This is a genomic window from Corynebacterium maris DSM 45190, assembly GCF_000442645.1.
Taxonomy (GTDB): Bacteria; Actinomycetota; Actinomycetes; order Mycobacteriales; family Mycobacteriaceae; genus Corynebacterium; species Corynebacterium maris.
Window position 1 is genome coordinate 658716 of record NC_021915.1, and the last position, 24546, is coordinate 683261.

General features: G+C 67.2%; 18 protein-coding genes, 1 pseudogene and 1 riboswitch. Of the genes and pseudogenes, 11 read left to right on the forward strand and 8 right to left on the reverse strand.

The features are described from left to right. The first annotated feature begins 12 nt into the window (after window positions 1–12). On the forward strand, window positions 13–957 hold the full coding sequence (locus B841_RS03175) for an adenosine deaminase family protein (RefSeq protein WP_020934041.1): 945 nt from the start codon (window positions 13–15) through the stop codon (window positions 955–957). A gap of 6 nt (window positions 958–963) precedes the next feature. Here the strand turns inward: B841_RS03175 and B841_RS03180 are convergent, their stop codons facing one another. From B841_RS03180 to B841_RS03190, 3 genes are read right to left on the reverse strand one after another with little or no spacing between them, the layout of a single operon-like run. Further along, on the reverse strand, window positions 964–2208 hold the full coding sequence (locus B841_RS03180) for a hypothetical protein (RefSeq protein ID WP_020934042.1): 1245 nt from the start codon (window positions 2206–2208) through the stop codon (window positions 964–966). Window positions 2209–2223: 15 nt separating this feature from the next. Further along, window positions 2224–3060 (reverse strand): C40 family peptidase, encoded by an 837-nt coding sequence (locus B841_RS03185; RefSeq protein WP_020934043.1) that lies wholly within the window; start codon window positions 3058–3060, stop codon window positions 2224–2226. After that, complete coding sequence (locus B841_RS03190; protein ID WP_020934044.1) at window positions 3057–3329, reverse strand: hypothetical protein; 273 nt, start codon at window positions 3327–3329, stop codon at window positions 3057–3059. Before B841_RS03190 ends, B841_RS03185 begins: the two co-directional genes overlap by 4 nt. A gap of 55 nt (window positions 3330–3384) precedes the next feature. Between B841_RS03190 and upp the strand changes: the two genes are divergently transcribed. The 4 genes from upp to B841_RS03210 all read left to right on the forward strand — a co-directional run bounded on the left by upp (window position 3385) and on the right by B841_RS03210 (window position 7344). Beyond that, on the forward strand, window positions 3385–4020 hold the full coding sequence (gene upp, locus B841_RS03195; RefSeq protein ID WP_020934045.1) for a uracil phosphoribosyltransferase: 636 nt from the start codon (window positions 3385–3387) through the stop codon (window positions 4018–4020). Window positions 4021–4140: 120 nt separating this feature from the next. Beyond that, window positions 4141–4551, forward strand: coding sequence for a helix-turn-helix domain-containing protein (locus tag B841_RS03200; RefSeq protein WP_041631718.1), 411 nt, complete (start codon window positions 4141–4143; stop codon window positions 4549–4551). A 98-nt stretch (window positions 4552–4649) separates the two neighbouring features. Then, window positions 4650–5834 carry an amidohydrolase gene (locus tag B841_RS03205; protein ID WP_020934047.1) on the forward strand — a complete coding sequence of 395 codons (1185 nt, stop codon included), beginning with the start codon at window positions 4650–4652 and terminating at the stop codon, window positions 5832–5834. 103 nt (window positions 5835–5937) lie between these two features. After that, entirely contained in the window at window positions 5938–7344 is a 1407-nt protein-coding gene (locus tag B841_RS03210) for an NAD(P)H-quinone dehydrogenase (RefSeq protein WP_020934048.1), read from the forward strand. A 122-nt stretch (window positions 7345–7466) separates the two neighbouring features. On the opposite strand, the gene B841_RS03215 is transcribed toward B841_RS03210, so the two are convergent. Then, the gene (locus B841_RS03215) at window positions 7467–9650 is read right to left on the reverse strand and encodes a malate synthase G (RefSeq protein ID WP_020934049.1); all 2184 of its coding nucleotides are present in this window, start codon (window positions 9648–9650) and stop codon (window positions 7467–7469) included. Between the two features lie 414 nt (window positions 9651–10064). On the opposite strand from B841_RS03215, the gene aceA reads away from it, so the two are divergent. Both aceA and rraA read left to right on the forward strand, forming a co-directional pair. Further along, window positions 10065–11360, forward strand: coding sequence for an isocitrate lyase (aceA, locus tag B841_RS03220; protein WP_020934050.1), 1296 nt, complete (start codon window positions 10065–10067; stop codon window positions 11358–11360). Between the two features lie 36 nt (window positions 11361–11396). Continuing rightward, on the forward strand, window positions 11397–11885 hold the full coding sequence (gene rraA, locus B841_RS03225; RefSeq protein WP_020934051.1) for a ribonuclease E activity regulator RraA: 489 nt from the start codon (window positions 11397–11399) through the stop codon (window positions 11883–11885). 210 nt (window positions 11886–12095) lie between these two features. Here rraA and B841_RS03230 read toward each other — a convergent pair whose 3' ends face one another. After that, window positions 12096–13403 (reverse strand): short-chain fatty acyl-CoA regulator family protein, encoded by a 1308-nt coding sequence (locus B841_RS03230; RefSeq protein WP_041631719.1) that lies wholly within the window; start codon window positions 13401–13403, stop codon window positions 12096–12098. A gap of 193 nt (window positions 13404–13596) precedes the next feature. Continuing rightward, window positions 13597–13695, reverse strand: a pseudogene (locus tag B841_RS14260) (3-oxoacyl-ACP reductase); the annotation flags it as partial. A gap of 84 nt (window positions 13696–13779) precedes the next feature. Beyond that, a riboswitch (TPP riboswitch) is annotated at window positions 13780–13871 on the reverse strand. Window positions 13872–14099: 228 nt separating this feature from the next. Between B841_RS14260 and prpD the strand changes: the two are divergent. The 4 genes from prpD (at window position 14100) to B841_RS03255 (ending at window position 21310) form a co-directional block, all read left to right on the forward strand. Beyond that, window positions 14100–15608: a 2-methylcitrate dehydratase PrpD gene (gene prpD / locus B841_RS03240; protein ID WP_020934054.1), complete on the forward strand. Its 1509-nt coding sequence runs from the start codon at window positions 14100–14102 to the stop codon at window positions 15606–15608. Then, a complete protein-coding gene (gene prpB / locus B841_RS03245; RefSeq protein WP_020934055.1) occupies window positions 15608–16540 on the forward strand; it encodes a methylisocitrate lyase in 933 nt (310 codons plus the stop codon). Before prpD ends, prpB begins: the two co-directional genes overlap by 1 nt. A 32-nt stretch (window positions 16541–16572) precedes the next feature. Beyond that, the gene (locus tag B841_RS03250; RefSeq protein ID WP_020934056.1) at window positions 16573–17721 is read left to right on the forward strand and encodes a bifunctional 2-methylcitrate synthase/citrate synthase; all 1149 of its coding nucleotides are present in this window, start codon (window positions 16573–16575) and stop codon (window positions 17719–17721) included. Window positions 17722–17878: 157 nt separating this feature from the next. Further along, window positions 17879–21310 carry a pyruvate carboxylase gene (locus B841_RS03255; protein ID WP_020934057.1) on the forward strand — a complete coding sequence of 1144 codons (3432 nt, stop codon included), beginning with the start codon at window positions 17879–17881 and terminating at the stop codon, window positions 21308–21310. A 358-nt stretch (window positions 21311–21668) separates the two neighbouring features. Here B841_RS03255 and B841_RS03260 read toward each other — a convergent pair whose 3' ends face one another. Further along, entirely contained in the window at window positions 21669–23441 is a 1773-nt protein-coding gene (locus B841_RS03260) for an acetyl/propionyl/methylcrotonyl-CoA carboxylase subunit alpha (RefSeq protein ID WP_020934058.1), read from the reverse strand. A gap of 110 nt (window positions 23442–23551) precedes the next feature. Next, window positions 23552–24430, reverse strand: coding sequence for a sulfurtransferase (locus B841_RS03265; RefSeq protein WP_020934059.1), 879 nt, complete (start codon window positions 24428–24430; stop codon window positions 23552–23554). Window positions 24431–24546: the final 116 nt, after the last annotated feature.

The following is a 24546-nucleotide window of genomic DNA, read 5'->3' on the forward strand; positions in this document are numbered from 1 at the left end:
TACGATGGGGCCATGCATGACGCACCTCAGATCAGTCCCGAACACAAGCACGTCGACCGCGAGACCGTGGCCCAGCTGCCCAAGGCCCTGCTGCACGACCACCTCGACGTGAGCGGGGCGGTGACGGCCGCGGACGTCACCGCCGCCGCGGCCCGGGCGGCGGGTGAGCTCGCCGCCGACAACGTGGTCTACGCGGAGCTGCGGGTCCGCCCCGTCGCCGGCGAGATGGGCGCGGCGGAGGTGCTCGACGCGGTGGCCGCGGGCTTCGACGAGCAGATCGTCGTCGACGCCCGCATCATCGTCACCGCGCACCGTGACGCCGACCCGGTGGCGCAGTGGGCGCAGGTGTGCGTGGATAAACTCGGCGGCCGGGTCGTCGGTTTCGACCTCGCCGGACCGGAAGAAGAATCCCTCGCCCCGCACGCCGAGGCGCTGCGGCTGCTGCGTGAGAATTACGTGCCCGTCACCGTGCACGCGGGCGCGACGGAAGGCATGGACCGCATTAAGGAGGCCGTGGATCATGGCGCGGTGCGCCTGGGCCACGGCGCGCGGATCTTCGACGACTTCGAGGTCTCCCTCGAGGGCATCGGCACTGGCGCGGTCTCCACGTGGGTGCGCGACCGCGGCCTGGTCCTGGAACTGTGCCCCACCCAGGAGGTGCGGGCGGGCGTGGTCGACGACCTCGCCGATCACCCGCTGACCCTGCTGCAGCAGATGGGATTTACCTGCACCGTCAACGTGGGCGAGAGGTCGGTGACCAGCCTGACCGATGAGCTCATGCGGCTGGTCGAGACCTTCGACTACGGATTCGACGAACTTTTCGACGTCACCGTCAAGGCCGTCAACGGCGCCTTCTGCGGCAAGGAACGCCGCGAGGAAATCCTGGCGACGCGCATCCTGCCCGCCTACGAGGAACTGGCGGGCGACTTCAACGAGGACGTCGAATTCGGGTTGTAACCGCCGCTAGAACTTGGAGAAACGCTTGATGAGCATGTCCTCCAGCGCCTTCCATCCCTCCGCCTTGTCGGTGTAGGGGCGTGACGGCACATACCCGGAGGACTCGGTCGAGCCCAGCATGTAGGACAGGTAGTCCTGGAAGCGCGGGTTGGCCAGCAAGTAGGAGTTCAAGGAGTCGTCGGCGGCCCAGTCGGCGGCGTCCGCCATGAGCTCGTAGGCGCGGTTCATCTGCTCCGTGTCGACGGACTCCGGGCCCTTCTCGATGTCCTCGGTCAGGCCCGTGAACGAGTACGAGTTGTCGCGGTGCACGGACACGATCAGCTCGCCGGCGGTGGCGGAGGTGACCAGGTCCTGCCAGGTGGCCAGCTCCGCGAGCTCGTGCTCGTCGTTGTCCAGCATCCAGCGCAGCAGCTGCTTGGTCGACGGGAAAGTGAAGATCTCCCCGTAGCGGCCCAGAAACACCGGCCGGGAACCGAGGTAGGTGCGCAACGTGTAGAGGCTCTTGCCCTGGATGGAGATCTTGACCGGGTCGATGCCGGCGGCCGCCCACGGGGAGCTGTCGTAGGGGTCGGCGGCCTGCTGCGCGGCCTCCCGGGCCCGGCGCGTCTCCTCGGCGGCTTCCTGTGCCGCGGCGACGGCGGCGTCGATGCGGGTCTGGGCGTCGGTGATCTGCGCGTCGTCGGCGTCGAAGTCGGCGGCGTCGAGGACACGCACGGCGCTATCGAGGGAGGCGACGACCTTGTTCCAGTTGCTCAGCACCACCCGCCCGACGCCGTTCCACTCGCTGGCGCCCTCGTCGCCGGCGAAGTGGTCGGAGCCGCGTTCGACGTTGCGCAGGACGGAGTGGGAGGCGAAGAAGATGACGGCGTCTTCGGCGTCGGCGACGGTGGCCAGGGAGCTGGTGACCTCGAAGACGCCGGCCAGTTCGGAGACGTTGAGGTAGGAGGCGCGTTCGGCGAGCAGGGCGGGAGCGCCGACGATGTCGTATGCGTCGTCGTCGGCGGGGACCACGCGGTCGGCGGGGCGGGCGGCGAAGGCCTCCCACTCGGGGTGTCCGGTCAAATCGTGCGCGGCGCCGGAGTCGAGGAAGGTCAACAGCTCGGCGGGGGAGCGGAACAACAGGACGTGGGCGTCGTCGCCGAGGAACGCCTGCCACTCGGAGCCGTGCTCCTTCCAGGTCGGGGCCCAGAGGGTGTAGAAATCACCCTCGGTGAGGGAAAGCTGGACAGGGACGATCGCGCGGGTGCTCATGCGCGAAAAGTTTACCTAACCGTGCGCGGTCGGGCGCCAGAAGCCCTGGAAGCCCATGGACATGTTGGAGGTGCGCACCGGGTTGGTCTGTACGGGGTCGCCGGCTTCGATCATCTGCCCGTCGCCGATGTACATGGCCACGTGCCCGTCCCACACGGCCAGGTCCCCGGGTTGCAGCTGGTCGGCGGTGACTTGGGCGCCGACGGTCATTTCTTCGGCGGTGCGTGGCAGCTCGACCCCGGCTTGGCGGTAGGCCCATTGCACGAGCCCGGAGCAGTCGAAGCCGCCGGGTTGGGTGCCGCCCCAGACATACGGGGTGCCGAGCTGGCCCAACGCCGCGTCCACGGCGGCCTGGCCGGCGGCGTCCGCGGCCGGGGCGGGGGCATTCAGCGCCGCCGGTTCCGCCGTCGTCTCTTCCTCGATGTGGTCGAGCTGCGCCGCCACGGGTTCGAGCTCCGCGGTCAAGGCCCCGGCGCGGGTCTCCGCCTGGGCGAGGCCGGCGTGGGTGACGGTGGCCAGTTGAGCGTCGGCGGCGGGGCGGTGGTGGGGCAGCAGCGCCTGCAGGGCCAGCGGTAGGGCGGTACGCAGCAGGTCCAGGGCGATGTGCAGGAGGTCGGCGCGGGCGGCGTCTATGAGGGCGCCGGCGGTGTGGTGGAGCTCGTCGGTGAGCGTCTGGTCGTCGTCGAGCCGGTGGGCCAGTGTAGCCAGGTCCGCGGCGGCGCCGGGCGCGCCCATGTAGTCGCCTAGCGCCGGCAGCGCCGCCAGGTCGGGGAAGACGTGCGCCGGGGTGGCGGGCAGAGGCGGCGGGAGCAGTGCCTCAATGCGGCGCAGGGCGCTGAGCAGGTCGTTCATGCCAGGTTCTCCAGCCCGCGGGCGGTGTGGTCGTCGGCGTCGCGGGCGTCGGCCACGTAGGTTTCGGCGCCGTGGGCGATGCGGTCGAGCCGGTCGGCGAGGTGCCGGCCGCGGTCGCGCAGTCGGCCCCGGGCACGGCCCAAGGCGTCGGTGAGCCGGTCGGTGGCGGTGTGCCGCGGCGGCGGCTCAGGCGGGGTGGACGGGTACTGGGCGGCGGCCGAGCGGACGTCGCGGGCGAGGACGAGGGCGTGGTCAGCGTCGAGGTTCACACTTCTTTGGACTGCGCTTCGTGGGAAAAGGTTCCCGCGCGGTATTCTGGAACGCATGCAGATCCATGTCGTAGAACACCCGTTGGCCGCCTCGCGAATGACCCTGCTGCGTGACGCGCGCAGCGACAACGCAGCCTTCCGCTCCGCCCTGTCCGATCTGGGCGCGATGCTGGCCTATGAGGCGTCCCGGGACCTCCCCGTCGAGCATTTCGACGTCGACACCCCGGTGGCGCGCACCGTCGGCGCCCGTCTGCAGCGTCCCCCGATCATTGTCCCGGTCATCCGCGCCGGGCTGGGCATGGTGGATCCGGCGTTGTCCATGATCCCGGATGCGCAGGTCGGTTTCATTGGGCTGGCGCGTGACGAAGAGACCCACGAGCCGGTGCCGTACCTGGAGGCGCTGCCGGAGGATCTGACCCACCAGCCGGTGTTCGTCGTGGACCCGATGCTGGCCACCGGTGGTTCGCTGCTGCACGCCATCCGGTTGTTGGCCGCCCGCGGAGCGACCGACGTCACCGCGATCTGCGTGGTGTCCGCGCAGCCGGGCGTCGACGCCCTGGCGGATTCTGGGTTGCCGGTGCGGCTGGTGACCGCGGCGATCGACCCCGAACTCAACGAGGACGCTTACATCGTCCCGGGGCTCGGGGACGCGGGCGACCGCCTCTACGGGCCGCGCAACATCGATCTATAAGACGCTCGCCGAGACGAGCGCCGACTTCTCCTATATATTGAGCCTCGCACTGTAAAATTTTGTGGTGGTTCTCGCCCACGGCGGCGAAGTACACGGGGATACTTTGAAGGGGCTGGCAGCGTGAGCGCGAACGCACACGAACCTGTGGGGCACTGGCCCAGTTACGGGCATAAGTTGGGGGAAAACCTGCGGGCGCTGCGCATCATGCGGGGTCTCAGCCAGGGGCGGCTGGCGGTCCTGGCGGGGCTGTCCCGCAACGTGGTGTCCAACCTGGAGCGCAACGAAAACAGCGCGCACAGGTGCTCGGACCCGGTGCTGTCGACCGTCTACAAGCTGGCGCGGGCGCTGCGGGTGCCGCCGGTCGTGCTGCTGCCGGCGGCGCACCGCCCCGTCAACGGCATCTGCGCGGGGGAGGCGGTGGGGGAAGGCGTCGACCTCTTATGGCCGGCCCGCCCGGAAGACACCCGCCCCTTCACCGCCGACTACCGCATCTCCGGGCGCCGCGGGCAGACGCCCGACTACGAGCGCTAGCCCGAGCCGTCCCTGCGTCCAGGGCCATTTCCGAACCGCTTGGTCTAGTTGTACACTCGGGGGAACCATTCATCATTTCCCTCCGTGAAAGGACGCTCATGTCGGTTGCCGCCCATGTCGACGCGTGGCTGAAAGCCCACCGCGACGAAGTGATCGGGTGGCGGCGTCACATCCACGCCCACCCCGAGCTGTCCAACGCCGAACACAAGACCACGGCCTTCCTCGCCATGATCCTGCGTGAGCACGGACTGGAGCCGACGCTGTTTCCCGGCACCGGCCTGATGGTCGACATCGGCCCCGACGGCGGCCGCATTGCCTTCCGCGCCGACATCGACGCCCTCCCGCTCACCGAAGTCACCGGCCTGGAATTCAGCTCCACCGTCCCCGGCGTCGCCCACGCCTGCGGCCACGACGTCCACACCACCGTCGTCCTGGCCCTGGGGTGCGCGCTCAGCGAAATCCAGGACCAGCTGACCCACGGCGTGCGCCTGATCTTCCAGCCCGCCGAGGAAGTCATGGACGGCGGCGCCGTCGACGTCATCTCCTGGGGCGCGCTCGCCGACGTCGCCGCCATCTTCGCCGTCCACGTCGAACCCAAACTGCGGGTCGGGCGCGTCGGCGTGCGCACCGGGGCCATCACCTCGGCCACCGACGTCCTGGAAATCCAGGTCACTGGCCCCGGCGGCCACACCTCCCGCCCACATTTGAGCAGCGACGTCATCTACGGCCTCGGGTCACTGATCACCCAGTTGCCCGGCCTGCTGTCGCGTCGGGTCGATCCGCGCACCGGCACGGTGCTGGTGTTCGGCCAGGTCAACTCAGGTTACGCTCCGAACGCGATCCCGGAGACCGGTTCCGTGACCGGCACCGCGCGCACCGCGGACATCACCACCTGGCGGAGCATGCAGCCGCTGCTGGAGGAACTGGTGTCCCAGGTGCTCGCGCCGACCGGCTGCAGCCACACCATCTTGTACCGACGGGGAGTCCCGCCGGTGCTCAACGACGACGTCGCCACGGCGCTGCTTGCCCAGGCCGCGCGCTCCTTTGACCCGCAGTCGGTCGTCGACGCCCCGCAGTCCTCCGGCGGGGAGGACTTCTCCTGGTACCTGGAGAAAGTGCCCGGTTCCATGGCGCGGCTGGGGTGCTGGTCGGGGGAGGGCGACCGCCAGGACCTGCACCAAGGTGACCTGCTCGTCGACGAGCGGGCCATCGGGGTGGGCGCACGCATGTTCGCCGGCGTGGTCGACGAATACGGGGCCGCGCCGGACGCTGAGGGACTTTAGCCCGGACTTCGAGCGCGTCGCTCCGGATGAAAGGTGCTGGAGCCTGGGAGACCGCTAGGATAGGCGAGTGGTACAGCCAGCATCGTTTATTTGAGGAGAAACCTTGACAGCAAGAATCGTCATCATCGGCGGCGGCCCCGCCGGCTACGAAGCCGCCCTGTCGGGATTCAAGTTTGGCGCCGAAATCACCCTCATCGAGGACAACGGTCCCGGCGGTTCCTCCGTCCTGCTTGACTGTGTTCCCTCGAAGTCCTTCATCGCCGGCGCGAACATCAAGACTGACCTGCGCCGCGCCGATGACATGGGCCTCAACGAGGGCATCGGCAAGACCCACCTGTCGCTGACCGCGCTCAACGAGCGTGTCCTGGATCTGGCCTCCCGCCAGTCCACCGATATCCGCGACCAGCTGCGGCAAGCCGGCGTCCGGCTCATCCAGGGGCGCGGTTACTTCGCGGAGGAGCAGGCACAGACCACCGTGCACAAGGTGCAGGTGGACAAGGTCGACGGCGCCACCGAGACCATCGAATGCGACATGGTGCTCATCTGCACCGGCGCCACCCCGCGGGTGCTGCCGAAGGCGGTGCCGGACGGGGACCGCATCCTCGACTGGCGCCAGATCTACGGCCTCAAGGAGCTTCCCGACCACCTCGTCGTCGTCGGTTCCGGCGTGACCGGCGCCGAGTTCGTCTCCGCCTTCGCAGAACTCGGTGTGCAGGTGACCATGGTCGCCTCCCGCGACCGTATCCTTCCGCACGACGACTCCGACGCCGCCGACACCCTGGAGACCGTGCTTGCCGAGCGCGGGGTGGACCTGGTCAAGCACGCGCGTGTCGAGGAGGTCATCAACACCGGCACCGGGGTCATCATCCGGACCCAGGACGGCCGAGAGATCGAGGGCTCGCATGCGCTGATGTCCATCGGGTCCATCCCGAACACCGAGGACCTGGGCCTGGACTGCGTCAGCGTGGAGACCGAGCCTTCCGGCCACATCAACGTGGACCGTGTCTCACGCACCAACGTTCCGGGCATCTACGCCGCCGGCGACTGCTCCGCGCTCATGCCGCTGGCGTCGGTCGCCGCGATGCAGGGCCGCATCGCGATGTACCACTACCTCGGCGAGGGCGTCTCCCCGCTGCGGCTGAAGACCGTCGCGACGGCCGTGTTCACCCGTCCAGAGATCGCCGCGGTGGGAATCACCGAGAAGCAGATTCGCGACGGAGAGGCCTCCGCCCGCATGATCACCCTGCCGCTGTCATCGAACCCGCGCGCCAAGATGCGTTCGCTGAAGCACGGCTTCGTCAAGCTCTTCTGCCGCCAGCACTCCGGCATCATCATCGGCGGCGTCGTGGTCGCGCCGACGGCGTCCGAGCTGATCCTCCCGATCGCCGTGGCCGTGACCAACAACCTCACCGTCGACAACCTGGCGGACTCCTTCGCGGTCTATCCGTCGCTGTCCGGTTCGATCACCGAGGCCGCGCGTCGCCTGGTCGCGCACGATGACCTGGAATAGGCGATCCGGGCGCAACCAGTGCCACTGAGGCCTGCGACGGGCGTCGAAAAGCGTCAGTGGCAGTGGTTGCGGCCAGCAGAAAACCGCTCCCCGGGTGGGTCGGGGAGCGGTTTCAGTGCTTCTTAGGCCAGGCCGTGACGGTCCTTGAACTCGCGTCGGCGAGCGTGCAGGATCGGTTCGGTGTAGCCGGACGGCTGGGTCGTGCCCTGCAGGATGAGGTCCTTGGCCGCTTGGAACCCGATGGAATTCTCGAAGTCGGCGGCCATCGGCAGGTAGTTCGGGTCATCCGCGTTCTGCTTGTCGACGAGAACCGCCATGCGCTCCAGCGAATCGACGACCTCCTCGGCGGTGACGAGGTTGTGGCGGATCCAGTTCGCCAGGATCTGGGAGGAGATGCGCAGGGTCGCACGGTCCTCCATCAGCTGGGTGTCGTGGATGTCCGGGACGCGGGAGCAGCCGACGCCATGCTCGATCCAGCGGACGACGTAGCCGAGGATGGACTGGCAGTTGTTGTCCATCTCCTCGCGCTTCTCTTCGGCGGAGTAGTCGTCCGCCTTGACCGGGACGGTCAGCAGGTCGTGGACGCGGTCTCGGCGGCCGCGGCTGTGCAGCTCGTCCTGGACGGCGCCGACGTCAACCAGGTGGTAGTGGGAGGCGTGCAGGGTGGCGGCGGTCGGGGAGGGGACCCAGGCGGTGTTCGCTCCCTCCCGAAGCTGGCCGATCTTGGTGTCGACCATCCCGCGCATCAGGTCGGTCATCGCCCACATGCCCTTGCCGATCTGCGCCTTGCCCGGCAGTGAGTGCGCGATGCCGGCGTCGACGTTGTTGTCCTCGTAGGCCTGTTTCCAGGCCGCGGTCTGCATGGCGGCCTTGCGCTCCATCGGGCCGGCCTCCATGGAGGAGTGGATCTCGTCGCCGGTGCGGTCCAGGAATCCGGTGTTGATGAACGCCAGGCGGTCGGCGACCGCCATGATGCAGGCGTCGAGGTTGACGGAGGTGCGGCGCTCCTCGTCCATGACCCCGACCTTGAGGGTGAAGCGCTCCAGGCCGAGCAGGTCCTCGACGGCGGCGAAGAGGTCATTGGTGAAGGCGACCTCCTCCGGGCCATGCTGCTTCGGCTTGACGATGTAGATCGAACCGGCGCGGGAGTTGCGCAGCGGGTTGTCGGCCTCCATGGACGGCAGCGCGCCGAGGGCGGTGAAGACGGCGTCCATGATGCCCTCGTAGATCTCCTCGCCGTCGACCATGATGGCGGGGTTGGTCATGAGGTGGCCGACGTTGCGGCACAGCAGCAGGGAGCGGCCATGCAGGCGGACGGGGGAGCCGTCGGCGCCGGTGAACTCGAGATCCTCGTTGAGGCGGCGGGTGAAAGTCTTGCCGCCTTTGCTCATCTCGGCGGTCAGATCGCCGGTGCACAGGCCGTGCCAGTTGGCGTAGCCCAGGGTCTTGTCGGTGGCGTCGACGGCGGCGACGGAGTCCTCGAAATCGATGATGGTCGAGGTCGCGGACTCGAGACGGACGTCGTTGACGCCGGCGGGGTCGTCCTGGCCGATCGGGCCCGCGCGGTCGACGTCGATGATCGCGTGCAGGTCGTTGTTGCGCAGCAGGAGCGCGGAGGGGTTGTCGCGCTCGCCCTGCCAGCCACGGAACCGCTCCGGGTAGGCCAGGGAGATCATGTCGCCGTCGATGATCGCGGACAGTCCGCCGTTGGTGATGACGTAGTCGGTGACGTCTGAGTGGGAACCCTGGGAGAGTGGGGCGATCTCGTCGAGAAGCGCGCGGGCCCAGGCGATGACTCGACCACCGCGGACCGGGTTGTATCCCTTGCCGGCCTCGCCGCCGTCGGCGTCGGAGATGACGTCGGATCCGTAGAGGGCGTCGTACAGCGAACCCCAGCGGGCGTTGGCGGCATTGAGCGCGTAGCGGCTGTTGAGGACGGGGACCACGAGCTGCGGGCCGGCGATGCGGGCGACCTCTTCGTCGACGTTGGCGGTGCGGATCGGCTCGTCGGCGGGACGCTCGACGAGGTAGCCGATGGAGCGCAGGAACTCCTCGAGCTCGGCCGGATCCGGTTGGCCCGGGTTGGCGCGGTGGTAGTCGTCGAGCTGGTCCTGCAGCTCGTCGCGGCGGGCGAGGAGCTCACGGTTGCGCGGGGTGAACTCAGCGACGATGTCGGCCAATCCCTGCCACAGGCGCTCCGGCGCAATCCCGGCGCGCCGGCAGAGAACGTCGGTGGCGTAGTCATGCAGGGCGTCGGCGACGTCGAGGCCGGCGACGTTGACGTAAGTGGTGGTCGAGGCGGTCAAGGGGTCCTCCTGGTGTCAAAGGTGGATGGTGTGGTGAGCGCAACACTAGGGCAGCGAAGTGGCTCGGGAAACGCCCCCGGTGGTTTTGCAGGTTTCGCCACCCCCGGCAAAGGTGTTCCCATCTGTGTTTTTTTGGGAGGGACCGGGGGATAAACCGCCTGGCCTGCACAAAGCCCCCGGGGCGGGAAGTGTCCCTACATGCGGAAATGGGCAAATGGTACTCACAAAAGGGTGTGGCCTTTTTACACAAGTTTCACAAATTTGCGGGAAACCCCCCACACCAAAGTTCACAAAGATCGCCGTTGACGGGACTCTCATCGAGGCCCACCATGTGAACAACGCCACGAGGAGCCAACCGCTCCACCGAATGCGTCTCACACTCCCACCCGCCGCACAGAATTGAGAGGCCACGCCATGACCACCACTGGAAACCCCCGTACCGCCGCCGACATCCAGCAGGACTGGGACACCAACCCACGCTGGGAAGGCATCCGCCGCGACTACACCGCAGACCAGGTCGCCGAGCTCCAGGGCAACGTCCTCGAGGCCAACACCCTCGCCCGTCGCGGCTCCGAGATCCTCTTCGAGGAGATCACCCGCGGCGACGGCCACTACATCAACTCCCTCGGCGCACTGACCGGTAACCAGGCGGTCCAGCAGGTCCGCGCCGGCCTCAATGCCGTCTACCTCTCCGGCTGGCAGGTCGCCGGCGACGCCAACCTTTCCGGCCACACCTACCCGGACCAGTCCCTGTACCCGGCGAACTCGGTCCCGAACGTCGTCCGCCGCATCAACAACGCACTGCTGCGCGCCGACGAGATCTCCCGCGTCGAGGGCGACGATTCCGTCGACAACTGGCTCGTCCCGATCGTCGCCGACGGCGAGGCCGGCTTCGGCGGCGCCCTCAACGTCTATGAGCTGCAGAAGGCCATGATCACCGCCGGCGCCGCCGGCACCCACTGGGAGGATCAGCTCGCTTCCGAGAAGAAGTGTGGCCACCTCGGTGGCAAGGTCCTCATCCCGACCCAGCAGCACATCCGCACCCTGTCCTCCGCACGTCTCGCCTCTGACGTCATGGACACCCCGAGCGTCATCATCGCCCGCACCGACGCCGAGGCCGCCACCCTGATCACCTCCGACGTGGATGAGCGCGATAAGCAGTTCATCACCGGAGAGCGCACCGCCGAAGGCTACTACCACGTGAAGAACGGTCTCGAGCCGTGCATCGCGCGTGCGAAGTCCTACGCTCCGTACGCCGACATGATCTGGATGGAGACCGGCACCCCGGACCTCGAGCTCGCCAAGCAGTTCGCCGAGGGCGTCAAGGAGGAGTTCCCGGACCAGCTCTTGGCCTACAACTGCTCCCCGTCCTTCAACTGGTCCGCCCACCTGGAGGCGGACGAGATCGCCAAGTTCCAGAAGGAGCTGGGCGCCATGGGCTTCACCTTCCAGTTCATCACCCTGGCCGGCTTCCACTCCCTCAACTACGGCATGTTTGACCTGGCCCACGGCTACGCACGTGAGGGCATGACCGCCTTCGTCGACCTGCAGAACCGTGAATTCAAGGCTGCGGAGGAGCGTGGCTTCACCGCCGTCAAGCACCAGCGTGAGGTCGGCGCCGGCTACTTCGACCAGATCGCCACCACCGTCGACCCGAACTCCTCCACCACCTCCCTCAAGGGCTCCACCGAGGAAGGCCAGTTCCACTAGGAACAGGCGCCTCGCCACCATGTAAGGAATAAACCCATGTGCACCTTCATCCCCACCGCCGACATCGCCGACATCTACGGCAACGACGTCCTCAGCTGTGACACGCAGATGCGTGACTTCGGAGGAAAGACCGACTTCGCGGGCCGCATCGTGACCATCCGTTGTTTTCAGGACAACCAGCTGGTCAAAGAGATGCTGAACAGTCCCGGTGAGGGCAAGGTCCTGGTCGTCGACGCCGGTGGAAACACCCAGACTGCCATGGTCGGCGACAAGATCGCCAAGTCCGCAGCGGACAACGGGTGGAGGGGCATCGTGGTCAACGGGGCAATCCGCGACTCGGCGGGAATCGCCGAACTGCCCATCGCGGTCAAGGCCATCGGCACCAACCCCCGCAAGTCGGCCAAGGACGGCCTCGGCGTGGTGGATGCCTCGCTCACCTTCGGCGGCGTCACCTTCATTCCCGGACACACGCTCTACGCGGACAGCGACGGCATCATCCTGATGCCGGAACCGCTGATGAACTGATCCGCCCCGGATGACCCCACCTGGTTCGCTGAACTGGTCCCCGGGAGTTGGGCCGGTCAAGTCCTGGGTGGGCGGGGAAGGCGAGAGGGCATGATTCCGATACTCCATCGGGGTCATGCCCTCTTGCCCTCGCCGTAGCAGCGGCCCGGGCAGATGAAAGCTCCCCGGCAGCCGGACTGAGAAATCAGACACCGACTGCTGAGGGGCTTTTTATTTCGTGCGGTAGGGCTCTTCGTCGCCGATGTTGACGTCGACGGTGACGGTACCGCCCTCGAAGGGGAAGGCGCGCTGCGGGCACTTGTCTCGGGGACAGGTGATGCAGCCCGGGCCGATCGGGGTGCCGGTGCCGGCGGTGAGGTCCAGGCCGTCGGAGTAGACCAACCTGTGGGCCTGGTCGAGATCGCAGCCGACGCCGACGGCGAACTCCTTGCGTGTCGTGCTGAAGCCCTTGTTCGCGCCGGCGATCTGGCGGGCGACCCAAAGGTAGGTGCGCCCGTCCGGCATGGTCGCGATCTGGCGGGTCACGCGGTTCGGGGTCTCGAACGCGCGGTGGATGACCCACAGCGGGCAGGAGCCGCCGGTGCGCGCGAAGTGGAAGGCCGTCGCCGACGCGCGCTTCGAGATATTGCCGGCGCGATCCGTGCGGACGAAGAAGAAAGGGACGCCGCGGGCCCCTGGGCGCTGAAGCGTCGACATGCGGTGCGCGGTGGACTCGAAACTGGTGTTGAAGCGGCTGGCCAGCAGATCGATGTCGTAGCGGGTGGCCTCGGCGTGTTCGAGGAACTCGGTGTAGGGCATGGTCACCGCGGCGGCGAAGGACTGCGCCAGGCCGCGGCGGGCGATCGCGCGGGCCTGTTCCGTGGACAGCGGAGCGGCCATGGTCTCGATGGATTCGCCGTGGACGAGCAGGGCGTATTGCATGGAGAGTTCGAAGGCGAGCTGGGCGTCGGAAAGCCCGGTGCGCAGCACCAGCCGGCGCTCGGGGGGCAGGTAGTGACGGCGAGGGCCGTCGATCTGACCCCGGAAATCGACGGTGACTCCGGCGTCGGACTCCAGACGCGCCACGAGGCGGGGGACACGCAGGCGCATCGGCCCCAGCGCCAGTGAGAGCTCCTCGCCCGTGGAATCGAGTTTGTGGAAGTAGTTGTTGGTCGCGTAGTAGAAGTCGCGGACTTCTTCGAAGGGGCTGGTGGAAGGGGACTGGTCCTCGACCATCCGCGGAATCAGCTTCGGGTAACGGGCGACGAGGTCGGCCAACTGGTCCTCCGGCGTGCCGGGGAAGACCTCCTTGAGCTGGGCGATGGCGCGCGCGTCCTGATCGGTCGAGAAGAATCCCGCCGGGGTGTCGAACGCCTGGGACAGACTCATCAGGACAGTGACGGTCAGTGGTCGCTGATCATTCTCCAGCTGATTGAGATAGCTGGTGGAAATACCGAGTCGCTTCGCCATCTCTACCTGCGTCAGCCCGGCCGTGCGACGGAGCGTGTGAATGCGTGCCCCCGCGAAGTGTTTCGTCACGAGTGTTCAGCCTCCCAGAACCATGTGGTGCCAGCGGGTTTCACCAAGTTTGCAGAATGCGCTGTTTATATCTGCCTAAACTTACTCACTCCGCAGTGGTCTACGCCACCGGCTGGGGGGTGGGGTGCTGGTCCATCACGGGCCCGCCGTCGACGACGAGGTTCTTGGTCAGGCTGCGGGTCAGCGACAGCAGTGCGGCCTTGGAGGCGTCGCCGTCGAAGGAGAAATCGATGAGAGCGTTGTTGACGACGGTGGCCACCGGGGCCCCGAACGTCTCCGCCGCATCGGCGAGCTCCTCGGCGGCCACGCGGGCGCCCTCGCGCAAGAAGGCTTCGGAGGTGCTCTACTGGTTCACGCGTTCCTTACGCGGGTACGGCGTAAGGCAAGCGGACATTCCCTACGCCAGTGCTGACTGGATCAGGTTCGACGGGTGTGTTCTCAGCCGCTACGGCGCCCCGTGTCACTGGGGGGGGGTGAGACTAACGGGACGTACGTGCACATCCCCCCGCGCGGGGTGCGGGACGGCGGATGGTGTTCCTCGAACCGCCCGTGACCAGCTGGTTCCACCAGATTCGCAGAAATCCGGGAAAGGTTCAACGGAAATTCACTCCCTTCACCGTGACCTGCGACACGAAATCTCCCCTAGGTTGATGGGCAGCACACCAGAACCCGTTTCACCTGCTGGAGGAAACCACCATGATCGACCACGTCGTCCACACCCGTCGCTCGGCCGAAGACTTCCCGTACGAGGAGCACCTCGCCTACAAGGTCGCCCGCGTCGCGGCTGACCCGGTGGAGGTTCCGGAAGAAACCACCGAGATGATCATCAACCGCATCATCGACAACGCCGCCGTCTCCGCGGCGTCGGTGACGCGCCGTCCGGTGACGGTGGCGCGCCGACAGGCGCAGGCGCACCCCTCTGAGCGCGGCGCCGCCATCTTCGGCATCCCCGGCACCTACTCTGCGGAGTGGGCGACCTGGGCCAACGGCACCGCCGTGCGTGAGCTGGACTTCCACGACACCTTCCTCGCCGAGGAGTACTCGCACCCGGGCGACAACATCCCCGCGATCCTGGCCGCCGCACAGACCACCGGCAAGAACGGCCGCGACCTCATCCGCGGTCTGGCCACCGGCTACGAGATCCAGGTCAACCTCGTGCGCGGCATGAGCCTGCACCGCCACAAGATCGACCACGTGGCGCACCTGGGCCCGTCGGCGGCCGCGGGCATCGGCACCTTGCTGGGGCTCGACGTGGACACGATCTACCAGGCCGTGGGCCAAGCGCTGCACACCACCACCGCCACGCGGCAGTCGCGCAAGGGACAGATCTCTTCCTGGAAGGCTTTCGCGCCGGCCTTCGCCGGCAAGATGGCCGTCGAGGCCGTCGACCGCACCATGCGCGGTGAGGGCGCCCCGGCCCCGATCTGGGAGGGCGAGGACGGCGTCATCGCCTGGCTGCTGGCCGGCCCGGAGCACGAATACACCATCCCGTTGCCCGCCGAGGGCGAGGAAAAGCGCGGGATCCTGGACACCTTCACCAAGGAGCACTCCGCCGAGTACCAGGCGCAGGCGCTGATCGACCTGGCTCGCCGCATGAAGGCCACCCTGGCAGACAAGGACGTGTCCACCGCGGACATCGACTCCATCGTGCTGCACACCTCGCACCACACCCACTACGTCATCGGCACCGGCGCCAACGACCCGCAGAAGATGGACCCGACCTCCTCGCGCGAGACGCTGGATCACTCCATCATGTACATCTTCGCCGTCGCCCTGGAGGACGGGAAGTGGCACCACGTCGACTCCTACGCCCCGGAGCGCGCCGGCCGCCCGGAGACCGTCGAGCTGTGGCACAAGGTCTCCACGGTCGAGGACGAGGAGTGGACGCGCCGCTACCTGTCGACCGACCCGGCAGAGAAGGCTTTCGGTGCCCGCGCGGTGATCACCCTCAAGGACGGCACCGAGCTCGTCGACGAGCTGGCGCTGGCCGACGCACACCCGCTCGGCGCCCGCCCCTTCGCTCGCGAGCAGTACATCCAGAAGTTCCGCGAGCTGGCCGACGGCGTGGTCTCCCCGGAGGAGCAGGACCGCTTCCTCGCGGCCGTCGAAGGACTGGAAAACTTGACCGACCTCACCGAGCTGAACATCACCGTGCTCGACGAGGTCCTGGCCGAGGCCCCCGACACCCCGGAAGGACTGCTGTAATGGCCGGCCTGTACTCACCGACCGTGACCCCAGCCGAGCGCCGTAAGACACTGCGCGACGGGCTGAACTCCGGCACCATCCAGAAAATCCCCGGCGCCTTCTCCCCGCTGGTCGCCCGCCTCATCGAGGACCTCGGCCTGTTTGAGGGCGTGTACGTCTCCGGCGCGGTGCTGGCCAACGATTTGGCTCTGCCGGACATTGGCCTGACCACTCTGACGGAGGTCACCGACCGCTCGCGCCAGATCGCACGGGCCACCTCGTTGCCGGTGCTCGTCGACGCCGACACCGGCTTCGGCGAACCGATGTCCGCCGCCCGCACCATCGCGGAATTCGAGGACGCCGGCTTGGCCGGTTGCCACTTCGAAGACCAGGTCAACCCCAAGCGTTGCGGGCACCTCGACGGCAAGGAGGTCGTGCCCACCGAGCTGATGGTCCGACGCATCACCGCGGCCGTCAACGAGCGCCGCGACGAGAACTTCATCGTCTGCGCCCGCACCGACGCCGCCGGCGTCGAGGGCGTCGACGCGGCCATCGAGCGGGCGAAAGCCTACGCCGACGCCGGAGCCGACCTCATCTTCACCGAGGCGCTCTACGAGCCGGCCGACTTCGAGAAGTTCCGCGCCGCCGTCGACACGCCCCTGTTGGCGAACATGACCGAGTTCGGCAAAACCGAACTCCTCAGCGCCGACACGCTGCAGGACATCGGCTACAACGCGGTGATCTACCCCGTCACCACCCTGCGTATCGCGATGGGCGCCGTGGAGGACGCCCTGCGCGAGATCGGGTCCACCGGCACCCAGACCGGTTGGCTCGACAAAATGCAGCACCGATCGCGACTCTACGAACTGGTCCGCTACGAGGACTACAACGCCTTCGACCAGCAGGTGTTCACCTACTCCGCCGACAGCTACAAGCCCACCTTCGAGAAGTAACGCCCTCTTTCACTTGATTAAGGAGCACCATCATGTCTGACAACAACGCACCCGACATCCGCAAGGGCCTCGCCGGCGTCTACGCCGACTACACCGCCGTCTCCAAGGTCAACCCGGAGACCAACTCCCTGCTCTACCGTGGCTACCCCGTTCAGGAACTGGCGGAGCACTGCACCTTCGAAGAGGTCGCCTTCCTGCTGCTCCGTGGCGAGCTGCCCAACGCCGAAGAGCTGGACGACTTCAAACGCGAGTGCTGGAACGGCCGCGCCTTGGACCAGAAGACGATCGACATGATCATGTCGATGCCGACCGACTGTCACCCGATGGACGTTCTGCGCAGCGCCGTCGCCTTCCTCGGCAGCTACGACGCCGACCATTTCACTGTCAGCTCCAACCACATCCGCTGGGTCGGCCGCCAGCTGCTGTCCAAGCTGCCGACCATCGTGGCACTCGACATCCGCCGCCGCCGCGGCGACGGCTACGTCGAGCCGCGCAAGGACCTCGGCTTCACCGAGAACTTCTTGTGGATGGTCTTCGGCGACGGCCCGGATTCCCCGCTGAACAAGCCGGGCGACGTCGAGTGCTTCGAGAAGTCGATGATCCTCTACGCCGAGCACTCCTTCAACGCCTCCACGTTCACCGGCCGTGTGATCACCTCCACCATGAGTGACCCGTGGTCCGCCATCGTCGGCGCGATCGGTGCGCTCAAGGGCCCGCTGCACGGCGGCGCCAACGAGGCGGTCATGCACAACATGATCGAGATCGGCGACCCGGCCAACGCCGAGCAGTGGGCCAAGGACAAGCTGGCCAACAAGGATCTGGTCATGGGCTTCGGTCACCGCGTGTACAAGAAGGGCGACTCGCGCGTGCCGACCATGGAGGCGGCCTTCAAGAAGCTCGCCACCGAGCACGAAGGCTCCGAGAAGTGGGTCGAGATGTACGACATCCTGGCTGAGACCATGTACGAGAACACCTCGATCAAGATCCGCCCGAACCTGGACTTCCCGGCCGGCCCGGCATATCACATCATGGGCTTCGACATCCCGTTCTTCACGCCGCTGTTCGTGATGTCTCGCATCACCGGCTGGTCCGCACACATTCTCGAGCAGTACGAGAGCAACTCGCTGATTCGTCCGCTGTCGGCCTACGACGGCCCGGAGGAGCGCCACCTCCAGAAGTAGGTTAGCTTCACACAGTCAGTCTCATCCCGCTGTTCCTGACCTCCGGGGCGACGGGGTGAGACTACTCTCACTCATGGAGATATGTCGAATGGACATACGTTAGGCTATCTCCGTTACCTGATTCACATTTCTTATTTCTCGGGAAGGGGAACCTCGCGTGGCCACCTCCACACTGCCGTCCTTCAATAAGGTGCTCGTCGCCAACCGTGGCGAGATCGCCGTGCGCGCTTTCCGCGCAGCATTCGAGACCGGCGCCAAGACCGTCGCCGTCTATCCGAGGGAAGATCGCAATTCCTTTCACCGCCCGTTCGCGGACGAAGCGGTCCGCATCGGTAAGGAGGGGGCGCCGGTCAAGGCGTATCTCGACATCGACGACATCATCGCCGCCGCCAAGAAGACCGGCGCCGACGCCATCTACCCGGGCTACGGCTTCCTCGCTGAGCGCGCGGAATTCGCCCGGGCGTGCGCGGACAACGGCATCACCTTCGTCGGCCCGACCCCGGAAACCCTGGACCTGACCGGCGACAAGGCCGCCGCGGTCGAGGCCGCCCAGCGCGCCGGGCTGCCGATCCTCGACGACTCCCAGCCGTCGACCGACATCGACGACCTGGTCGACTACGCCAAGGACTTCCAGTTCCCGATCTTCGTCAAGGCCGTCGCCGGCGGCGGCGGACGTGGCATGCGCTTCGTCGAGAAGCCAGAGGACCTCGCCCAGCTGGCCACCGAGGCCTCCCGCGAGGCGGAGGCGGCCTTCGGCGACGCCCACGTCTACCTCGAGACCGCGGTCATCAACCCGCAGCACATCGAGGTCCAGATCCTGGCCGACTCCGAGAACAACATCATCCACCTCTACGAGCGCGACTGCTCCCTGCAGCGTCGCCACCAGAAGGTCGTGGAGATCGCCCCGGCGCAGCACATCTCAACCGAGCTGCGCGACAAAATCTGCGCGGACGCCGTGAAGTTCTGTGAAGAGATCGCCTATCAGGGCGCCGGCACCGTGGAATTCCTCGTCGATGAACGCGGCAACCACTACTTCATCGAGATGAACCCGCGCGTCCAGGTAGAGCACACCGTCACCGAGGAAATCACCGGCGTCGACATCGTCAAGGCGCAGCTGCACCTCGCGGCCGGCGCCACCCTGGAGGAGCTGGACCTGCGCCAGGAGGACATCAAGATCACCGGCGCCGCGCTGCAGACGCGCATCACCACCGAAGACCCGCACAACGGCTTCCGTCCGGACTCCGGCACCATCACCTCCTACCGCTCCCCGGGCGGAGCGGGCGTCCGCCTCGACGGCTCCGTGGCGGTGGGCACCGAGATCACCCCGAATTTCGACTCCCTGCTGGTCAAGATGACCTGCCGTGGCGCCGACTTCGAGCAGGCCATCGCCCGCGCGATGCGCGCCCTCAACGAGTTCCAGGTCGGCGGCGTCTCCACCAACATCGGCTTCCTGCGTGCGGTGCTGCGCGAATCCGATTTCCAGACCAAGCGCATTTCCACCAGCTTCATCGCCGACCACATCCACCTGCTCGAGGCGCCGCCGGCGGAGGACCAGAACGATCGGCTGCTGGACTTCGTCGCCAACGTGACCGTCAACCAGCCCAACGGCCCGGCGCCGACCCGCCAGCAGCCGTGGCGCAAACTGACGCACATCCAGCTCGACGAGACCCCGCCGCGCGGTTCCCGCAACGATCTCCTCGAACTCGGCCCCGCCGGTTTCGCGCAGAAGATCCGGAAGCAGAAGGCCCTGGGCGTCACCGACACCACCTTCCGTGACGCGCACCAGTCCCTGCTCGCCACCCGTGTGCGCACCGATACGCTCGTCCACGCCGCCGTCGCCACCGGCCAGATGACCCCGGAACTCTTCTCCGTCGAAGCCTGGGGTGGCGCGACTTACGACGTCGCCATGCGCTTCCTCTTCGAGGACCCGTGGGACCGCCTGGATCAGCTGCGCAAGGCACTGCCGAACGTCAACATCCAGATGCTGCTGCGTGGCCGCAACACCGTCGGCTACACGCCCTACCCGGAGTCCGTGACCCGCGCCTTCGTCCAGGAGGCCGCGGATTCCGGCATCGACGTCTTCCGCATTTTCGACGCCCTCAACGACGTTTCCCAGATGCGCCCGGCCATCGAGGCCGTCCTCGAGACCAACACCACGGTCGCCGAGGTCGCGATGGCCTACTCCGGAAACCTCGCGGATCCGAAGGAAGACCTCTACACGCTGGACTACTACCTGAAGCTGGCCGAGGAGATCGCGGGCACCGGCGCCCATATCCTGGCCATCAAGGACATGGCCGGTCTGCTGCGGCCGGAGGCCGCCCGCACGCTGGTCACCGCTCTGCGCAAGAACTTCGACTTGCCGATTCACATCCACACCCATGACTCCGCGGGCGGTCAGCTGGCGACCTACCTCGCCGCGGCCGAGGCCGGGGCCGACATCGTCGACGGCGCCTCCGCACCGCTGGGCGGCACCACTTCCCAGCCGTCCCTGTCCGCGATCATCGCGGCGTTCGCCAACACCGAGCGCGACACCGGCATCTCGCTGGCGGCCGTCTCCGAGCTGGAGCCGTACTGGGAGGGCGTGCGTCAAGTCTATGCCCCGTTCGAGGCCGGGATCCCGGGCCCGACCGGCCGCGTCTACCGGCACGAGATTCCGGGCGGTCAGCTGTCGAACTTGCGTACCCAGGCCGTGGCCCTGGGCCTGGGCGACCGCTTCGAACTCATTGAGGACGCCTACGCCGGCGTCAACGAGCTGCTCGGTCGACCCACCAAGGTGACCCCGTCCTCCAAGGTCGTCGGTGACCTCGCACTGTCGCTGGTCGGCGCCGACGTGACTCCGGAGGAGTTCGCGAAGGAGCCCACCAAGTACGACATCCCGGACTCCGTCATTTCCTTCCTGCGCGGTGAGCTGGGCACCCCTCCGGGCGGCTGGCCGCCGATCACCGAGCAGATCCTCAAGGGCCGGGGCCAAGGCCAGCAGAGCCTGGTCGAGGTCCCGGCGGAGGAGGCGGACAACCTCGCCGCCACCGACCACGCCACCCGTCGTAGCGCCTTGGACCGGCTGCTCTTCCCGAAGCAGGCCGCCGAGCTGGCTGAGCACCACCGCAACTACGGTGAGACCTCCAAGCTCGAGGACCACGTCTTCTTCTACGGACTGCCCGAGGGGCAGGAAGTCGTTCTGCGCTCCGGCGGCACCGACGACAACACCAACCCGCCGATGGTCGTGCGTCTGGACGCCGTCGGCGAGCCGGATGAGAAGGGCATGCGTCGCGTTGTGCTCAACGTCAACGGCCAGATTCGTCCGTTGCTGGTCCGCGACAACAGCGCCGAGTCCACCGTCGCCGAGGTCGAGAAGGCCGACTCCTCGAACCAGGGTCACGTCCCGGCTCCATTCGCCGGCGTCGTCAACCCGATCGTCGCGGCGGGCGACAAGGTCGAGGCCGGTCAGCCGATCGCCACGATCGAGGCCATGAAGATGGAGGCGAACATCTCCGCCACCAGCGACGGCGTCGTCGAGCGGGTCGCGCTGTCCCAGCCGACCAAGGTCGAGGGCGGCGACCTGATCGTCGTCATCAAGCCTTCCGAGTAACGGCACCGGGTCGTGCCCCTCCGGATCTCCCGGAGGGGCACGCGTGTTTTCCGCAGAGTAGGGGGCGACGTCCGCCATCGGCCGGTTTTATCCACCGGATCCGCCCCGGCGGCGAAACTGCCAGGATCCTGCGACGGCACCACGATCACCGGGCGGAGTTTCTCGACGACGTTATGCCGGCGCACGGCCTGGAAGCGGAACCCGGTGGTCCTGTGTCAATGCCACGACCACAGGCACGAGGCTCCCGGGGCGGGGACAGGTGGACCTCATCGAGGGCCACCCCGTGCGGACCTTGCCGCGCGGCTTCCGGAAATGACGACTCCCCAGCGGATGACCGCTGGGGAGCAGGAGAAACGAACTACTTGATCTCGAAGAGCACGTCGTTCTTGTTGACCTGCTTGCCCTCGTCGACGGCCAGGCCGGTGACGACGCCGGACTTGTGGGCCTTGACAGGGTTTTCCATCTTCATGGCCTCGAGGATGACCACGACGTCGCCCTCGGCGACTTCCTGGCCTTCTTCGACGGAGACCTTGATGACGGTGCCCTGCATCGGCGCGGCCACCGCGTCACCGGAGACGCCTGCGCCGGACCCGCCCTTGGAGCGGCGCTTCTTGGCCTTCTTCTTCGGCGACAGCCCGCCGAAGGAGAGGTTGGACGGCAGCGCGACCTCGATGCGGCGGCCGGCGACCTCCACCACGAACTTCTGCTTCGGCTCGGAGTCGTCCTCGGCGACGTCGTCCGGGTCGACGAAAGGCTCGAGCTCGTTCTTCCATTCTTCTTCGATCCAGCGGGTGTACACGTCGAAGCTCTCGCCGTCGCCGATGAACGCCGGGTCGCGGACGATCGCGCGGTCGAAGGGCAACACGGTCGGCATGCCCTCGACCACGAACTCGTCGAGCGCACGACGGGAACGCTCCAGCGCCTGCTGGCGGGTCTCGCCGGTGACGATCAACTTGGCCAGCATGGAGTCGAACTGGCCGCCGATGACGGAACCCTCGCGCACGCCGGAGTCGACGCGCACGCCGGGGCCGGTCGGCTCGACGTATGTGGTGACGGTGCCCGGGGCCGGGATGAAGCCGGTGGCCGGGTCCTCGCCGTTGATGCGGAACTCGAAGGAGTGTCCGCGTGGGGTCGGGTCTTCCGTGATCTCCAGCTCGTGGCCCTCGGCGATGAGGAACTGCTGGCGGACCAGGTCGTAGCCGGTGGTTTCCTCGGTGATCGGGTGCTCGACCTGGAGGCGGGTGTTGACCTCGAGGAAGGAGACCAGGCCGTCGGCGGCGACGAGGTACTCGACGGTGCCGGCGCCGTAGTAGCCCGCCTCGCGGCAGATGTCCTTGGCGGAGGAGTGGATGCGCTCGCGCTGGGCGTCGGTGAGGAACGGCGCGGGGGCCTCCTCCACGAGCTTCTGGAAGCGGCGCTGCAGTGAGCAGTCGCGGGTGCCCATGACGACGACGTTGCCGTGCTGGTCGGCCAGCACCTGCGCCTCGACGTGGCGGGCCTTGTCCAGGTAGCGCTCGACGAAGCACTCGCCGCGGCCGAAGGCGGCCAGCGCCTCACGGGTGGCGGACTCGTAGAGCTCCGGGATCTCTTCCTTGGTGTAGGCGACCTTCATGCCGCGTCCGCCGCCGCCGTGGGCGGCCTTAATGGCGACGGGCAGGCCGTGCTCCTCGGCAAAGGCGACGACCTCGTCCGCGTCGGAGACGGGGTCCTTGGTGCCGGGGGCCATCGGGGCGTCGGCACGCTCGGCGATGTGCCGGGCAGTGACCTTGTCGCCGAGGTCGCGGATGGCCTGCGGAGGGGGTCCGATCCAGGTCAGGCCGGCGTCGATGACGGCCTGCGCAAAGTCGGCGTTTTCGGCGAGGAAGCCGTAGCCGGGGTGGACCGCGTCGGCGCCGGACTTGGCGGCGGCGTCGATGATCTTGTCGATCGCCAGGTACGACTCCGCAGAGGTCTGCCCGCCGAGGGCGAACGCCTCGTCGGCCATGCCGACGAACGGGGCGTCCGCGTCGGGCTCTGCGTACACGGCCACGGACGCGATGCCCGCGTCTTTGGCCGCGCGGAAAATGCGGATCGCGATTTCACCGCGGTTCGCCACCAAGACCTTGGTGATCTGCTTGGTCTCAACTGCCACTTGGGTACCCCTCCTGGGATCGTGTTTCAATCAAAACTATTCTTGCACACAAAAACGTGAGCCTTTCATCAGGTCTCGCGTGTCCCGCTAGTTTTGTTACAAAAACCAGCTCACGGGCGGTCACCCTGGGTGATGGGCGCGCGCACCATGTTGCCCCATTCCGCCCAGGAACCGTCATAATTGCGGATGTTGTCGAAGCCCAGCAGGTACTTGAGCACGAACCACGTGTGCGCGGAACGATCGCCCAACTGGCAGTAGGCGATGGTGTGGTTGTTCTTGTCCAGGGCGGAGTAAGCGTTCTCGATGTCCCGGCGCGGGCGGAAGCGCGCGTTCGGGTAGACGCTGCGTCCCCAGGGGTAGCTCAGCGCGCCCGGGATGTGGCCGCCGCGCAGCACGCCGGCGGCGCCTTCGCCCTCGATGCCGAGGGATTCGCCGGTGTACTCGAGTTCGCCGCGGGCGTCGAGGATGGTGGCCGGGCCGCCGACCAGCTCACGCAGTTCGTCGACGAAGATGCGGAAGTCGACGTCGTTGCGCTCGACGACGGGGTAGGGCTTCGCCCGGTAGTCGGGGACGGAGAAGGAGGTTTCGCGTTCCTCGCCCATCCAGGCGTCGCGGCCGCCGTCGAGCAGGCGGACGTCGGGGTGGCCGAAGAGTTCGAAGACCCAGAGGGTGTAGCAGGCCCACCAGTTGGCCTTGTCGCCGTAGATGACGACGGTGTCGTCGCGGGCGATGCCCTTGTCGGTCATCAGCGCGGCGAAGGCTTCGCCGTCGATGAAGTCGCGGCTGACCTGGTCGTTGAGGTCTTTTTGCCAGTCGATGCGCACGGCGCCCGGGATGTGGCCGATGTTGTAGAGGAGGGAATCCTCGTTGGATTCGACGACCTTTAAGCCGGGCGCGCCGAGGTGGGCGGAGAGCCAGGCGGCGGAGACAACGTGCTCCGGGTGGGCGTACTCCTGGTATTGGGGGTTGGGGTCGTAGTCGATGGCCACGGCGCACACAGCTTTCTAACGCGGAAACAGTGACAGATGTTCTTTATCACTCTAGTCCTTCCGAAGGACGGGGACCCAGCGCGAGGGGTGTGGTGCGTCTACGCTCGGCGGGGCTG

What these genes read in the sequence shown, in the direction of transcription:
- B841_RS03205 (WP_020934047.1), top strand. Translation starts at nt 4,650, where the DNA reads ATGTCGGTTGCCGCCCATGTCGACGCGTGGCTGAAAGCCCACCGCGAC.
- B841_RS03250 (WP_020934056.1), top strand. Translation starts at nt 16,573, where the DNA reads ATGTCTGACAACAACGCACCCGACATCCGCAAGGGCCTCGCCGGCGTC.
- B841_RS03175 (WP_020934041.1), top strand. Translation starts at nt 13, where the DNA reads ATGCATGACGCACCTCAGATCAGTCCCGAACACAAGCACGTCGACCGC.
- B841_RS03180 (WP_020934042.1), bottom strand. Translation starts at nt 2,208, where the DNA reads ATGAGCACCCGCGCGATCGTCCCTGTCCAGCTTTCCCTCACCGAGGGT.
- upp (WP_020934045.1), top strand. Translation starts at nt 3,385, where the DNA reads ATGCAGATCCATGTCGTAGAACACCCGTTGGCCGCCTCGCGAATGACC.
- aceA (WP_020934050.1), top strand. Translation starts at nt 10,065, where the DNA reads ATGACCACCACTGGAAACCCCCGTACCGCCGCCGACATCCAGCAGGAC.
- B841_RS03185 (WP_020934043.1), bottom strand. Translation starts at nt 3,060, where the DNA reads ATGAACGACCTGCTCAGCGCCCTGCGCCGCATTGAGGCACTGCTCCCG.
- rraA (WP_020934051.1), top strand. Translation starts at nt 11,397, where the DNA reads ATGTGCACCTTCATCCCCACCGCCGACATCGCCGACATCTACGGCAAC.
- prpB (WP_020934055.1), top strand. Translation starts at nt 15,608, where the DNA reads ATGGCCGGCCTGTACTCACCGACCGTGACCCCAGCCGAGCGCCGTAAG.
- prpD (WP_020934054.1), top strand. Translation starts at nt 14,100, where the DNA reads ATGATCGACCACGTCGTCCACACCCGTCGCTCGGCCGAAGACTTCCCG.